This window comes from Sorangium sp. So ce1014, from assembly GCF_051521505.1.
Lineage (GTDB): Bacteria > Myxococcota_A > Polyangia > Polyangiales > Polyangiaceae > Sorangium.
The window spans coordinates 1,952,188-1,965,851 of sequence record NZ_CP150356.1 but is presented as its reverse complement, the minus strand read 5'-3'; the positions used below and the strand labels follow the sequence as shown (position 1 = coordinate 1,965,851).

11 protein-coding genes are annotated in these 13,664 nt (G+C 72.4%); 2 read left to right on the top strand and 9 right to left on the bottom strand.

All coding sequences use genetic code 11. The features are described 5' to 3' along the window. Together WME75_RS07490 and WME75_RS07485 are read right to left on the bottom strand one after the other, a co-directional pair. A complete protein-coding gene (locus tag WME75_RS07490) occupies positions 1 to 1,281 on the bottom strand; it encodes a sigma 54-interacting transcriptional regulator (RefSeq protein WP_437487762.1) in 1,281 nt (426 codons plus the stop codon). A gap of 100 nt (positions 1,282 to 1,381) precedes the next feature. Then, positions 1,382 to 2,389 (bottom strand): hypothetical protein, encoded by a 1,008-nt coding sequence (locus WME75_RS07485; protein ID WP_437487759.1) that lies wholly within the window; start codon positions 2,387 to 2,389, stop codon positions 1,382 to 1,384. A gap of 240 nt (positions 2,390 to 2,629) precedes the next feature. Between WME75_RS07485 and WME75_RS07480 the strand changes: the two genes are divergently transcribed. After that, the gene (locus tag WME75_RS07480; RefSeq protein ID WP_437487756.1) at positions 2,630 to 4,678 is read left to right on the top strand and encodes a hypothetical protein; all 2,049 of its coding nucleotides are present in this window, start codon (positions 2,630 to 2,632) and stop codon (positions 4,676 to 4,678) included. 146 nt (positions 4,679 to 4,824) lie between these two features. Here the strand turns inward: WME75_RS07480 and WME75_RS07475 are convergent, their stop codons facing one another. The 4 genes from WME75_RS07475 to WME75_RS07460 all read right to left on the bottom strand — a co-directional run bounded on the left by WME75_RS07475 (position 4,825) and on the right by WME75_RS07460 (position 7,936). Continuing rightward, positions 4,825 to 5,433 carry a hypothetical protein gene (locus tag WME75_RS07475; RefSeq protein WP_437487753.1) on the bottom strand — a complete coding sequence of 203 codons (609 nt, stop codon included), beginning with the start codon at positions 5,431 to 5,433 and terminating at the stop codon, positions 4,825 to 4,827. Between the two features lie 157 nt (positions 5,434 to 5,590). Further along, entirely contained in the window at positions 5,591 to 5,866 is a 276-nt protein-coding gene (locus WME75_RS07470) for a hypothetical protein (protein ID WP_437487750.1), read from the bottom strand. 16 nt (positions 5,867 to 5,882) lie between these two features. Beyond that, the gene (locus tag WME75_RS07465; RefSeq protein WP_437487748.1) at positions 5,883 to 6,599 is read right to left on the bottom strand and encodes a DUF1775 domain-containing protein; all 717 of its coding nucleotides are present in this window, start codon (positions 6,597 to 6,599) and stop codon (positions 5,883 to 5,885) included. A 260-nt stretch (positions 6,600 to 6,859) separates the two neighbouring features. Then, positions 6,860 to 7,936: an FG-GAP repeat domain-containing protein gene (locus WME75_RS07460; RefSeq protein ID WP_437487746.1), complete on the bottom strand. Its 1,077-nt coding sequence runs from the start codon at positions 7,934 to 7,936 to the stop codon at positions 6,860 to 6,862. 425 nt (positions 7,937 to 8,361) lie between these two features. On the opposite strand from WME75_RS07460, the gene WME75_RS07455 reads away from it, so the two are divergent. Further along, positions 8,362 to 9,582 carry a hypothetical protein gene (locus WME75_RS07455; RefSeq protein WP_437487744.1) on the top strand — a complete coding sequence of 407 codons (1,221 nt, stop codon included), beginning with the start codon at positions 8,362 to 8,364 and terminating at the stop codon, positions 9,580 to 9,582. A gap of 59 nt (positions 9,583 to 9,641) precedes the next feature. On the opposite strand, the gene WME75_RS07450 is transcribed toward WME75_RS07455, so the two are convergent. The 3 genes from WME75_RS07450 to WME75_RS07440 all read right to left on the bottom strand — a co-directional run bounded on the left by WME75_RS07450 (position 9,642) and on the right by WME75_RS07440 (position 13,663). Next, positions 9,642 to 10,268 carry a hypothetical protein gene (locus WME75_RS07450; protein ID WP_437487741.1) on the bottom strand — a complete coding sequence of 209 codons (627 nt, stop codon included), beginning with the start codon at positions 10,266 to 10,268 and terminating at the stop codon, positions 9,642 to 9,644. Positions 10,269 to 10,490: 222 nt separating this feature from the next. Continuing rightward, positions 10,491 to 11,885, bottom strand: a complete 1,395-nt coding sequence (locus WME75_RS07445) for an AAA family ATPase (RefSeq protein WP_437487738.1) — start codon at positions 11,883 to 11,885, stop codon at positions 10,491 to 10,493. 194 nt (positions 11,886 to 12,079) lie between these two features. Continuing rightward, positions 12,080 to 13,663, bottom strand: coding sequence for a hypothetical protein (locus tag WME75_RS07440; RefSeq protein ID WP_437487735.1), 1,584 nt, complete (start codon positions 13,661 to 13,663; stop codon positions 12,080 to 12,082). Position 13,664 lies beyond the last annotated feature (1 nt).

Genomic DNA, 13,664 nt, shown 5'->3' with positions numbered 1-13,664 from the left:
TCACTCCCCTTGCTGTGTGCGCTTGCGGAACCGCAGCAGCCTGCCGCGCGAGACGCCGAGCCGCTCCGCGGCCGACGTCACGTTGCCCCCGGCGGCCGCGAGGGCGGACGCGACGCGCTCCTGCGTGAGCGCGGTCTTCTGGTCGTCCGGCGCCTCCCCCAGCGCCTCCTCGAGCGCCCACAGCCGCAGCCCGGGCTCGTGATCGAGGCGGCGCACCGCCGCGAGGGCCGCGTCGAGCCCGCGCACGTTGCTGGGCCAGGGATCGAGCAGCAGCCGCTCCATGGCCTCGACCTCGACCGCCTCCACCGGGAGCGCGACGCCCGCGCGCCGCGCGAGCTCGCACGCCACGCTGAAGAGGTCCTCGCGCCGCTCGCGGAGCGCCGGCACGTGGATGCGCGCCATCGCGAGCCGCGCGAACAGGTCGCGCCGGAACGCCCCGCGCGCCACCATTTCCTCGAGGTCCCGGTGGGTCGCGGCGACGACAAGCACGTTCACGTGGACCGGCCGCTGCGCCCCGACCGGCAGCACCTCGCGGTTCTCCAGGAGCCGCAGGAGCTTCGCCTGGAGATCGAGGTCGAGCTCGCCGATCTCGTCGAGGAACAGCGTCCCGCCGTCGTGGGCCACGACGATCCCGGGCGCGGCGCTGCGCGCGTCCGAGAACGCGCCCGCCACGTGACCGAACATCTGCGACTCGAAGACGCCGCGGGCGACGCCGGCCACGTTCACCGCCGCGAACGGCGCCGCGCACCCGAGCGCCGCCGCTGCGGCGCGCGCGACGAGCTCCTTGCCCACGCCGGTCTCCCCCTCGATGAGCACGTTGCCGGGGCGGCTCCGCGGCAGGCCCGCGAGGGGCTGCGCGACGGCGCGCAGGCCGTACGGGCCGACGAGCCCGCCCACGGGCGGCGCCGGCTCGAGGGTGCCGTGGAGCTCCTCGCGGAAGACGAAGAGGATGCGCCCGAGCCTCAGCACCGCGCCGTCATCGAGCGGCGTGAGGTCGCGCGGCGCGAGCCTCGATCCGTTCACCCACGTGCCGTTGCGCGACCCGACGTCCGCGACGCGCAGCGCGCCGCCGGCGCGATCGATCCGCAGGTGCCTGCCTGACACCTCGGTGTCGGCGAGGCCGCGCTCGGCGAGCCAGGCGCGGCCGATGACGGACCCGGAGTCGGGCAGCGAGAACGCCATGGGCCGCGGGAAAGCGCACACGAGCGCCGGCCGCCGCCGCCCGGCCTCGGGCCGCACCGGGCTCCGGTGCTCGCTGGTGCTCGGGACGTCCTTGGCCATTCTCCTCGCAGGGTGCCATGCACGCCCGGAGCGTGGAAGCGCCGCGCCGGGGGGGCGGCGGTGCGGTCGTTCGCCCGGAGAGGAGCGCGGCTTCAGCGCCTCAGAGACGCCGCCCATCGAGCCCGCAGATCGGGTCGCCCGGGTTCGTGCACTCGGGCTGCGGGGGCCGGACCTGCGGCTGCGGGCCCGGCGCCGCGGGCCGGGCGAGCGCCTCCCGCAGGCGGGCGAGCGCGCTCTCATAGGCGCGGAGCGCGCCCTCGTCGGCGCCCGCGGCCCTCGCGCGCGCCGCGGCGACCCGGGCCGCCGCCGTGGCCTCGGTCCGCCGCCCCTCGGCGGCCCAGGCGGCGAGATCCGCGTGGCGCCGATCGAGCGCCGCGATCCTCTCGAGCGCGTCGAGCCGCGCCTCCAGCGCGTCGAGCGCGTCCCCGAACGCCCGCAGCCGGTCGTGGTCCAGCGCCCGCGGATCGACGGCATTCCGCGCCGCCTCGGCGGTCGCGCGCGCCTCCTCGGCGTCGTGCGCGAGGGGCCGGCCGCGCAGCGCCGCGTGGCGCCGGTCGAGGGTCGCGAGCTCGGCCGCCCTCGCGCTCGCGCGCTCCTCTGCCAGCGCCGCCTGTGCGTCGCGGAGCCGCCGCGCTTCCTGCTCCAGGCTCGCCACGTGCTGCGCGCCCCCGTACGCGGCCGCTGCGCCGCCGCACAGCACGACGCCGAGCGCTGCGGCGAGGGCGTGCAACAGGCTGCGGCGTCGGCCCTCGGCGCGCGCGCGGACGACGGCCAGCTCGTGCGCGCGCGCCGCGTTGTCGGCCTCGAGGCGCGCCTTCGCCTCGGCCTCGATGCGCGCGACCTCGAGCGCCGCCCGCGCCCGCGCTCCGGCGCGCGCCTCCGCTTCGGCCTGCTCCTGCTCGCGCCGCGCCCGCGCCTCTGCCTCGGCGGCGGCCCGCGCCGCCTCCGCTGCGCGCCGGCGCGCCTCCGCCTCGCGCTGCTCGCGGGCCTCCTGCTCGCGCGCCCTCGCGCGCTGGAGGTGCTCCTCCCGCACGCGCGCCTCCTCGAGCTCCGCGAGCTCGGCGAGCGAGAATGTGACGGACGTATCGGAGGTATTTCGGGGCATCATCGACATCGGGCTCCTCTCCGAGCGCCGCCTGATGCACCCCGTGTGCCGGCGAGATCTGACGTGAATTCGTGCACTTAGGGCCGCGATTCAGCCCGGATGCCCGATCGCGATCGCGCCCCGCGCTGCCCGGTGCGATCGCGATCGCGCGACCGAGCCCGCGCGCGCGTCGAACTCCTCGCTTACGATGGGGTGATGCGGCGCCCTCATGGTCCTCTTCTCGTCTTCGTTCTGCTGGCCTCCTTGGCGGAGGGTTGCAGCGGCGCCGAGCCCCCGCCGCCCGAGCCCGTCTGCGCCGCCGGCGAGACGCTGCCGTGCTACGGGGGCCCGGCCGGGACCGCGGGCGTCGGGATCTGCCGCGCCGGGACCAGGGCGTGCCTCGCCGACGGGTCGGGCTTTGAAGAGACCTGCGCGGGCGAGATCCAGCCCGAGCTCGAAAGCTGCAGCACGCCCGAGGACGACGATTGCAACGGCCTGGCCAACGACGGGTGCGCCTGCGAGCCGGGCCAGGTGACGGAGTGTTATACCGGGCCGGCGGGCACGCTGGGCGCTGGCGTCTGCAAGGCGGGCAGCGCGGCGTGCTTGCCCTCGGGCCAGTCCTTCGGCGATTGCGTGGGCGAAGTCACCCCGGCGCCCCAGGACGATTGCGCAACGGTCGAGGACGAGAATTGCGACGGCGAGGTCAACGAGCCCGCCTCGGGGTGTGTCTGCGCGCCGTCCACCAAGGAGGCCTGCTACAGCGGCCCGACCGGCACCCAGGGCGTCGGCGCGTGCAAAGCTGGCGAGCGCGCGTGCCTTCCCTCGGGGACCGGCTTCGGCCCTTGTGCGGGCGAGGTCGTGCCCGCGGCCGAGGATTGCACCACGCCCGAGGACGAGGACTGCGACGGCGAGGTCAACGAGGCGTCGTCGGCGTGCTCGTGCGTGCCGGGCGCGACCGAGGCCTGCTACGGCGGCCCGCCGGGCACCGCGGGCGTCGGCATCTGCAAAGAGGGCGTCCGGACCTGCCTTCCGGCGGGCGACGGCTGGGGGCCCTGCGCCGGCGAGCAGCTTCCGATGCCCGAGAATGCCGCGTCGCTCCCCGACGAGAGCTGCTCCTCCGATGCTGGCGAGACGCTCTGGAAGCTGGCTCTCCCGCGGAGCGGGCTGAAGCTCGCGGTCGACGGGGGCGGCAGCGCCGTGGTCCTCATGAACCGCCAGCAGGCCGCCGTCGCCGGCTACGAACCGGTCAATCCCGCGTCGTACCCGCAGATCCTCGTGGCGCGCTTCGGGCCGGACGGCTCCTTTCTGTGGGGTAAAGAGGCCTACGGCAACGAGATCCCCTTCACCACGTCGTTCTCCTATCAGCTCGTCGCGGGCGCGAACGGGCACATCGCCCTCACGGTCCCCGTCTTCGAGACGTCAGCCGTCGCGTTCGGCCAGAGCCCGATCCACACCGCGGGGCGCGAGACGTTCCGCGTCATCTATTCGATCGACCCGAGCGGCGCGCTGCTCTACGCGGTGGACGCGCCCAGGCTCCACGCCTTCGAGGACAAGAACGCTCCGCACGCGATCGCCGCCGGCGTCGACGGGAGCGTCTTCTACGCGAACGGCTTCTATTCGAACGCGCACGTCATCAAGTACGACCCTTCCGGGGCCGTCGCCTGGGATAGAGCGAACACCGGGACCCCGTCATCGGTCGCCCTCGCGGCCGTGCCCGACGGCGGCGTCGTGCTCGCGATCACCGAGGCATGGGAGGTCGATCTAGGGTGCGGTCCGGTGCCTCCGCTGTCGGCCGGCAACCTGGATCTCGTGCTGGCCCGCTACGACGCCGCGGGGAATTGCCAGTGGTCGACGCGGCCGGGCCCCGAGTACGAAGCCTACGCCCTGTCGGTCGAGGGAGGCTTCATCGGGGTCGTGACGATCGACGGCTTTCTTCGGGTGTCCCTCGCCGACGGCTCGACCCTCGTCGAGGACGCGGCGCCCACGGGGTTCACCTATACGGACCGGACGTCGGCGCCCATCGGCGGAGACGCGATCTTCGCCATGTTCGGGAGCGCGGGGACCACTGATTTCGGCCTCGGGCCGCAGCCTCCCTACGGGGGACGCGCCACGGGTCAGTTCTACGTGATGCGCGAGGTCGGCGCGACGCGCTGGGCGAGGTCGCCCGGGCCGACGTTCAGCCTCTTGCGCGTCGGGGCCCGCGCCGGAGGGTTCGTCTATGCGACGATCATCGCGACCCAGCAGCTCGACCTCGACGGCGTGCTCGAGTCGATCGACGGGACGAGCTACTTTCTGGTGCGCATGGCGTACTGAGATCCGGGCCGCTCGGAAGCTGTCCCGCTGGACATGGGATTGTCCTGGCGCGCAGGTCGATCACGAAATCGCGCTTGCTGAACCCACGCGGCCGCCCACGCGCTCGGGGTGAACGAGCTTCGTTCGAGGAGCAAGCCACGACGGGGTCAGTCAGGGAACCAGAGCAGCTTCTCGGAGGAGGGTTTGTAACAGCTGTCCCTCGCTGTCTCCTCGTCGTCCGAGCAGCTGGACGACGAGAGGCAGTCCGCGATGGCGTGCAGCGCGCCTGCGTTGTACGTGGTCGTGAGCACCACCCGCTGAGCCGTCTCCAGCCTGTCGACGGCCGTCTTGCAGTCGGCCGCCGACACCTCCTCGCAGCGGTCCGCCCGCTGGCACCGCGCCGCGATCACCTCCTCGCTGCCCGGCCCGTCCGCGCCCATCTCGACCGTGACCTCGTCGTTGCAATCGCCGACGAGCTGGCTGTTGTCCGGCACCTCTTCACCAGCCGCCTCGTGCCGCGCCGTGAAGCACTTGGTCATCCCGCGCAGGTAGGCCGCCGATGCGGTCGGGTATGCGCCTTTGCACGCCCCGAGGTGCTCCCATGCATCGCCCGAGCCGCTCAGCTTGGCGAGAGCCTGGCACCACGCTGCCTGGGCGGTCGTGACATCGGAGCCATCGGGGTAGCTGGCCCCGCCGCCCCCGCAGGCGGCGACCAGCAGCGCAGCGATCCCGCGGGCGGCGATCGCGGGGAGGGTCGGAGGTCGGAAGGCGCTCATGCCCGGCTGTTTGCCAGGAATGCGCGCGGACCGTCAAGGTTTGTGATCTGACACGCCTGAGGGAGTTGTATTATATCACCGAGCGTAGCTCCCTATCGGACCTGCCTCGGCGGTCGGGCCTGGGTTGGGCCCACGCCCTCGCGGGGCGTTCCCCGCGTCAGCGCACCGGCGGCTTCAGGTCGTCCGGCAACCTCCCGGCGGGCGGCCGTGGCAGCTCGGGGAAGCGCTCGAGCGGCGATGTCGGTGACGCCGCGTCCGGCCCGGCGTCGGTCTGGCCACCGGCGTCGGTCTGACCACCGGCGTCGGGCTGGGGGCCGGCGCCGGAGGTACCGCTGTCCCCGGCGTCGTTTGCCGGATCGCGCGGGGGCGGGCGCGTGTCGTCGGAGCAGGCGCAGAGCGCGCAGGCGGCGATCAGGAGGAGCCACGGTCGCATGGTCTGGCTCCTCCGCTCAGTACTTGACCCAGATCTCGGTGCCTGGATGGATCATCGTCAGCACCTCGGTATCCGGCTCCGTCATGATCAGGCTCTGGGTGTTCGGGTTGGGGCTGTACGCCGCCTTCCCCGCCCAGACGATGAGCGCGTCCTGGAAGACCGAGAGGTCGTGGACATGCTCGTTCACCGTGTACTTGTTCCATCCGGGCGAGCGCGGCGGCAGCACCGCCAGCGACGGCGCCGGGCTCGCGGCCGCCGGGGTGCCCGCGTCTGCGTCGTGGCTGCCGTGCTCGCCGGAGGTGTCCACCCATTCGGTGGTCGTCTCGGTGCCGTCCGCGGTGCGGCAGGTCTGGAGGGTGGGGAAGTACAGCGTCTTGAACGGCGCGTCCGGGACCTTGAACCGCATGGCCAGCTTGTAATAGTTGGTGTCCGCCGGGAGCACATCGGCGTCGGGCTTGGTCCAGACGACGGCCGTGACATTGCCCTCGGTGTCCTTCTCCAGGGCGGCCTTGCCGAGCGTGCTATCCAGCGGTCGCACCGACGTCACCCCCGCCGGGATCTGGACCTTCACCCGGTAGGTATCCGCGCCGTCGCAGCCGTGGCCGACACCGAAGGTGGCCTCATGGGTGGCGCCGGCGAACGCGGGGCCCGACACCGAAATGTGCGCCTGTGCCGCGGCCACGGTGAACAACGAGCCTGCAACAATCAGGCAGCTCTGCAACGCCCTCTTCATCTCAAGACCTCCACCAGGAAAAGCTCCAGCACTCTAGTGGGGCCGCCATCCGTTGGAAATGCGACCTGTTGTCGCAGCGCTCGACGACCGGCCTGCTGCTGGCTGCCCCTCCGGCATCGGAGACGGTCTCCGCGAGGCCGCTGGCTGCCCCTCCGGCATCGGAGACGGTCTCCGCGAGGCCGCTGGGCAGCCCATGCGCACGATCACGACGTCCGTCGCCTGCCGTCGGGATTCTGCCGGCGCCCTTGAGGGCGTCGCGCTCAGCCGCCGTCGAGGGGTCCCGGGATCACCGGCCCCGGCGCGAGCAGCCGGCTCCCCTCCATCAACCACACCGTCATCTCGCTCGTCCCGGCCCGCTGCCAGACCACGTCCGCCAACCCGTCGAGGTTGACGTCGCCGGCGGTGCGCGCCTCCCAGCCCTCACCGAGCGGCCCCGGGATCGCCGGACCCGGCGCGAGCAGCTGGCTGCCTTCCATCAGCCACACCGCCATCAGGTTCTGCTCGTCGTTGTTCCAGAGCACGTCCGCCATGCCGTCGCCGTTGAAGTCGGCGCCCCAGACGACGTCCCAGCCGTCGCCGAGCGGCCCCGGGATCAGCGGACCCGGCGCGAGCAGGCCGGTGCCTTCCATCAGCCACACCGCCATCAGGTTCTGCTCGACATGATGCCAGACCGCATCCGTCATGCCGTCGGCGTTGAAGTCCCCCACGGCGCCGACGTCCCAGCCATCGCCGAGCGGCCCCGAAATGAGCGGCCCCGGCGCGAGCGGGCGGGTGCCGTCCGTCAGCCACACCGTCATCACGCTCCGTTCCCCATGGCTCCAGAGCACGTCCGGAAGGTTGTCGGCGTTGAAGTCCCTCCCCCTGGCGATCCAGCCGCTGCCGCCCGGCCCCGGGAGGATCGGCCCCGGCACGAGCAGCTGGCTTCCGTCCATCGACCAGATCGCCATCACCCCCTGTTCCTCATGGCTCCAGAGCACGTCCGCCATGCCGTCGGCGTTGAAATCGCCCGCCCTGGCGCGCCAGGGGCCGCCGAGCGGCCCCGGGATGAACGGCCCCGGCGCAAGCAGCCGATTTCCCTCCATCCACCACACGGCGATGAGGTTCTGCTCCGTGTTGCTCCAGAGCACGTCCGCCATGCCGTCGGCGTTGAAGTCGCTCGCCTGGGCGACCTCCCACCCGTACTCGTCGACCCGCTGCCCCGCGACGCCGATGGATGGCCCCGGAAGCCCGGCAGGCAGCGCCTCGCGCCGCGTCTCGACGCCTTGCGCGCAGGCGATGGGGGTGAGGAGCGCACAGGCCGCGCTCGCGGCCCTCACGACAGCAGCAGGCTTTCTCATGCTCGCCTCGTTCGCGCCTCGCGCCGGTGCGCGCGTCGATGGATGGGGGGCTCCGGCCGCGACGATCCGGCCCCGTGAGCGCGCCGATCACGGGCGCGGGGGTAGCGGCAAAGGCCGGACCATCGAATTCCCGTCATGCGGCGGATCTCGGCGCAGCGCCCACATGCGAGCCAAACCGGGCATTCCCCGCTTCTTGCATGGCGGGTCGTCGCCCAGGCCTGCTGTGCTCATCGAGCGGTTCGCTCACCAGAAACCCGGACGCATGCCGCGCTTCATGTGCTGGCACATGAGCCCCGAGCTCCGATCTCTCGGAGGAGCGGCCTCGCAGGGCGCCGAAGCGCCACGCGAGACGCGCGTTCCGCCGGAGCTCGCCAAGCCTGGGCAGCTCGAACATTGCGGTTATTACGGCACCTCGAGGTTCAACGATGTTTGCACCCGACGTAAAGATCACACTCGGCATGGCGATGACGCTCGTTGTTCCATCCCTCGGCTGCGCGGGCCCGCGGGAGGCGCCTGGGCCCGCGGATAGCGGCGGCGTGCGCGCCGAGACCGGCGAGGTGCGCCTGCCCCTATGTCACGGTCAGTTCATCGCGAACGTGACCGTGCTCCCCGAGACGTATCACTGGGAGGATGCCGCCCACGTGCTCACCGTCGCGGAGGGGTTCGGCCCGCGGACGCTCGATATCAGCGTGGCGTCGAGCGTCCAGCCCACCGTGAGCATCACCGGGACCCTCACGGGCACCTTCCCGCCCGCGAGCGCCCAGCCCGTGACGGGCACGACGGGCATCCCGGGACTACCGCCTATCAACGAGCTCCCTGGCGTACCCGGCACACCGTTCGCACCCTTCACGCCGTTCCCGCCCGGCACGCCGTTCCCGCCCGTCGTGACGGGCACGCCGGGCACCCGCGCTCCCGCGGACTGCCAGCCTCCGTGGAACAGGCCTGGCGACTGCATGCCTCCGAACGGACAGCCCTCGTGGAGCATGCCGGGCAACGGCGCGCCCTCGAATGGACAGCCCCCGTGGAGCATGCCGGGCAACGGCGCCCCCTCGAACGGACAGCCCTCGTGGAGCATGCCGGGCAGCGGCGCGCCCTCGAACGGACAGCCCCCGTGGAGCATGCCGGGCAACGGCGCGCGCCCGAGCAGCCCTTCGCTGGGCATGCCCGGCAGCTGCACGCCGACGATCTCGGACATCTCCAGTGCCGTTGGATTCAGCGTGAGCAAGACCATCACGCTTCAGGCCGGCTCGATCTACTTCGTCCCGGCGGCTGCGTATGCGCGCGTCTCGGCGTACCCCGTCTTCCAGAAGATCACCTGGGACATCGTCAGCAACGGCGGCTGGAACTGGGGAGCCGGCCCGGCAGGGGGCATCGTCGTCGGCTCCGGCGTCGTGCTCAAGCCGGTGGGTGTCTATTTTGCAACGTACCGCGCCTATGACCTTGCCGCGATGGGCGGGGGAGTGCTCAACCCGGGCCCGATCCTGGGTCCTCCCACGGACGGCGCGGGCGGCGCAGGCGGCGCAGGCGGCGATCCTGGCAGCGGCGGCGCAGGCGGCGATCCTGGCGCGGGCGGCACGGGAGCCACCGGCGGTGCTGGGGCCACCGGCGGCGCAGGCGGAGCAGGCGGTTCGGGGGGCGGCCCGTGAGCCTGCGCCTCGCGGGCCGGCCAGCGTCGTGGCTGCCGCCGGCCCGCGAGGCGCCCTGATCAAGGGGTGACCAGCTCGACCGGAGGAACGGACTCGCACACCGTATGGCCCAGGACGCTGACGTCCGAGCCACGAACGGCGATGCCCACGCAGCGGGCATGGGCGTAACGGCCGGGTCCCACGCTTCGCCCGATCGTGACCTTGTATCGAAAGACGTGACCGCGCCCGTGGATCGGCATGGCCTCCTCGATCCGTATCACATCCATGTGGTATCGCCAGCTCACGAACTCGACGATACGCTGCAGACGATCGACCCCGAAGAGCGGCGCATCGCCGAACAGGATCCCCTCGGGATCGAGCAGGTAATCGTGCTGCGCATTGTTGTCCCAGTACTCACGCCCGGCGACGATGTACTGAATCGCGAACCGCGCCGGCTCCGCGTGGTCGGCAGGATAGACGATCCCGGAGAACACCCACCGCTCGGGGGAGCCCCACGGCGGCGCGGAATCGTACCTGGCCGGAGCCACGCGCCACGCGCCGCCGGCGTCCCGGTAATGGATGAGCACCTGCTTCTCGGGGGCGATGTTGTCGACGAGCACCACGCCGGAGACCTCCGACACCGGAGGGTCACCGCCGCGCCTGCGCGTCGCATGTTCAAGGCGAACCACGTCACTCGTGCGGCTCATTGCGCTCCCCCTCCCTCCGCGCAGCACTCGCCGGGCCGGCTGGAGGTGGGCACCGCTGGCACACGCCTGCAGCGCATATTCTGCGGAGCAGCCAGAATTCAACGCAAAGGCGCAAAGGCGCAAAACGACGGAGGAAAAATGAACGAGAATGATCTTGCGTCGGACTTGCGCCGACTTCATAGGAGAGTGCCTTGAACGCCTGACGCGGATAAGAGAGCTTCTTCATGGCGGATCGCCAGGCCTCGGCCGCACCTCGCTCGTCCTGGCCCGAGGCACGGGTTCCCACTCGGGCTCGACCTCGGCGGCGCGGAGCTTCTTTCGCAGCGCGAGCATCTCCTGCTCCTCCGCGTCCGAGCGACCGGGGTCGTTCGCGAGCAGACCGTAACGCTGCGCGGCCTCGCCGAGGTCGGTCGGGTAGAGGCGATCGATCCCGAAGAACTCCTCGTACAGCTCGCTGCCGGTCATGAGCGCAGGCGACTCGCCGGTCTTCCGGGCGATCACGTCGCCGTCCCGGTTGCGGCCGAGCCGGACGATCTCGTCCTTCGCGAAGCCGGGGAGGACCAGCGGCGAGTGGGTGGTCACCACGAACTGCATCCGCGGGAAGACCTTCTTCAGCTTCGGCACCAGCTCGGCCTGCCAGCTCGGATGAAGGTGGAGGTCGATCTCGTCGATGAGCACGAGACCGCTCATCTCCGAGGGGTCCACGAGGGCGCCGGACATCGACGTATCGGCCAGGATCTGACCGATGAGGTCCGCGATCCAGGAGATCAGCCCCTGGTAGCCGTGGGACAGCCACGTCGCGGGCAGCTTGAACGTGGAGGATCCGGATCGCAGCTCGAAGCGGTGCGCTTCCACGAGGTCGGCGGCGCTCTTCACCCCGCCGCGGCCCCGGAGCTCCAGCCCGCGCACGCGCGGGAGGAGGCGGGAGCGCCGAAAGAGGGCGTCGGACAGCATCTCGGCGTACCGGCCCGGATCGATGCCGATGTCCTGGAGGATGTCGGCGAACCCGGTGCCGAGGATGGGGGCGCCGTCGAACAGGGAGTCGAGCCGGCTCAACGTCGGATCGTCCGGGCGCGCGGCGCCGTGCGGCTTGGGCAGGCGCCGGTTGACGCCGTACCCCGCCACGAACCACCACGGCGCACCGACGGCGCGGGCTTCGCGCAGGGGGCCCGGGTCGGCGCTGCGCGCCGGATCGAGGTGTTCCTGGGGATGCGCTGACGGTTCCCCGTAGTCGGACGAGCCCACGAAGACCTTCCAGCCCGGCTCCAGGAACAGCTGGCTCCGCAGGAACTTCGGCGGCTGGTCCGGCTTGCCGCCCCAGCGCGGATACGAGCGCGAGCGCCCTTCGGGCAGGGGGCCGAAGGCGAAGCTGGCCGCGATGTCGAGGGGCTCGTCCGGGTGCCGCCGGTCCGGCAGCGACGGGATGTCGGCGAGCTGGTTGGCCCGGTCGGGGCCGCTGGCCGCGAGGGCGATGGCCTGCAGGACGGAGGTCTTGCAGAGGCCGTTCTCGCCGACGATGGCGGTCCACATCCGCGGCTCGCCGGAGGCGGTGGTGAACGACAGCCGCAGATCGCGGAGCAGCTTGAGGTTCCGGATGTGGATCTCGCGGAGGTACACGGCGGCATCCTAGCGCACCGCGCGCGCGGGTGTTGCGCGCGGTGCGCCCGGCTGAAGGGCGCAAGCCTACGCCAGGACCTCCGCCACGAGCGCCTCGGCGAGCTTGGCCGCCTTCTCGTCGCGGGCGCGAAGCTTGGCTTCGAGGTCCTGGGGTAGGCTTGCGCCGGTCGCGGGCGGCAACCCCGCGCGCGGACTTACGGCGCGAAGCGCATCGTCTCGGCGGAGAAGCCGTCGCTGCCTCGGTTCGCCTTTTCGAGCGTCTCGTCGAATACATCCGCTGCGCGACCCGGGCCCCCTGGGCCGATCTCGAACGTGACGCGATCCAGGGTGAGCTGCTCGTCGTCGGCATAGGCGATGCCGATCGAGGGCCCGCCGGAGCCCCCGCCGCCGTAGCCGCCCTTGCCGCCCCAGCCGCCGTAGCCTCCTCGGCAGGCGTATTCGCTGAGCGTGTCTGCCCGCGACCCCGACGGGCCTCCTTGCGGGCCAGCCCCACCGTCTTGGCCTTCGCCCCCCCGGCCTCCGGCGCCGCCCCAGCCCGTGACCACGCTCGTTTCCCGCAGGGTCACCTTGCTCCCCGGATGCGCGAAGATCGCGATGTTCGAGCCGCCCCCGCCGCCGCCGTAGCCGCCCTGGCCGCCGCAGCCGCCGCCGCCGCCCGAGCCGCCCGACGCGCCGCCCAGCGCCGCGTTGCCGCAGGCGCTCCGGCCGCCCCGCGCGCCGCCGCCCCCGCCGCCCCCCTGGCCGGGCGCTCCCGCGCCGCCTTGCTCGCCAGGCACGCCCTCCCACCCGGCCGCGGTGAGGCGTCCACCCTGGCCACCGGCGCCTGGCGCGCCCGGCGCGCCGCGCTCCCCATCGAGGCCGTCCTTGCACCTGGCGCCGTCCTTCGCGCCTACGCCACCCGCGCCCGCGTTGCCGGGGTTCGGGATCGGCAGCGGCTTCCCGTCGTCGCCATCGCCGCCGCGGTCCGGAGTCCCATCGCCCCCTTTGCCGCCCGTCGAGACCAGGTCGCCACACACGCTCCTCACGGCGGGTGCGCCGGCCACGGTGGCTGCCGAGCAGGCGTCCTTCCCGATCGCGCCGGTCTCCCCGTGCGGCGCCTGCGGATTCATGAGGCCCCAGTCCACGCCGTCCACGCCTCTCTGGGCATGGCCCGTCTCGATCTTGCTCCGAAGCACCTCCACGACCGCACCCGGCTCTAGCCTCATCGCGACGACATCGAGGCTCGCGTCCGGTGGGACCTCGGCGAGCAGGTGCACCTCCACGATCGTGGATACGCCGTCGCCGACCACCTCGCCGTCGCCCTGCGCTGCGACCACGGTGATCAGAGCGTCGCGGCGCCTTGCGCCTCCGATGGTTGCCAGCAAGCCGCCCAGATTGTCCGTCGTGTGCCTCCACTGCCCCCAGCACTGGAAACCGCCCCACAGATCGATGCCGGAGGGCAACCTGAAGCCCGCGAGGAAAGGCTCGCTGCAGGCGAAGATCCGCCCCCGTGCGCGCGGCGCGAGCTCGGCCGCACGGGCGAGCGTCCTCACCGGTCTCTCCATCGTGCCGGGATTGCTGTCGTCCCCTTGCGTCGTGCTCGCGAACACCCCGCAGCCGGCCTGCACGCGCAGCGCGGCGAGGCCCTCGAGACACGCCTCCTCCGAGGGCTCGGCCGCGGGCTCGGCGTCGCAGGTGCCCCCCTCCGCGCACGGCGGGGTGGTGGACGGCTCCGTTCCGCACCCCAGGGCGGCCGGAGAGGACAGCAGAAGGACCCATGCAGCGGTTGTGATCTTCATG

What these genes read in the sequence shown, in the direction of transcription:
- WME75_RS07465 (WP_437487748.1), bottom strand. Translation starts at nt 6,599, where the DNA reads ATGAAGAGGGCGTTGCAGAGCTGCCTGATTGTTGCAGGCTCGTTGTTC.
- WME75_RS07455 (WP_437487744.1), top strand. Translation starts at nt 8,362, where the DNA reads ATGTTTGCACCCGACGTAAAGATCACACTCGGCATGGCGATGACGCTC.
- WME75_RS07490 (WP_437487762.1), bottom strand. Translation starts at nt 1,281, where the DNA reads ATGGCCAAGGACGTCCCGAGCACCAGCGAGCACCGGAGCCCGGTGCGG.
- WME75_RS07475 (WP_437487753.1), bottom strand. Translation starts at nt 5,433, where the DNA reads ATGAGCGCCTTCCGACCTCCGACCCTCCCCGCGATCGCCGCCCGCGGG.
- WME75_RS07470 (WP_437487750.1), bottom strand. Translation starts at nt 5,866, where the DNA reads ATGCGACCGTGGCTCCTCCTGATCGCCGCCTGCGCGCTCTGCGCCTGC.
- WME75_RS07460 (WP_437487746.1), bottom strand. Translation starts at nt 7,936, where the DNA reads ATGAGAAAGCCTGCTGCTGTCGTGAGGGCCGCGAGCGCGGCCTGTGCG.
- WME75_RS07450 (WP_437487741.1), bottom strand. Translation starts at nt 10,268, where the DNA reads ATGAGCCGCACGAGTGACGTGGTTCGCCTTGAACATGCGACGCGCAGG.
- WME75_RS07440 (WP_437487735.1), bottom strand. Translation starts at nt 13,663, where the DNA reads ATGAAGATCACAACCGCTGCATGGGTCCTTCTGCTGTCCTCTCCGGCC.
- WME75_RS07485 (WP_437487759.1), bottom strand. Translation starts at nt 2,389, where the DNA reads ATGATGCCCCGAAATACCTCCGATACGTCCGTCACATTCTCGCTCGCC.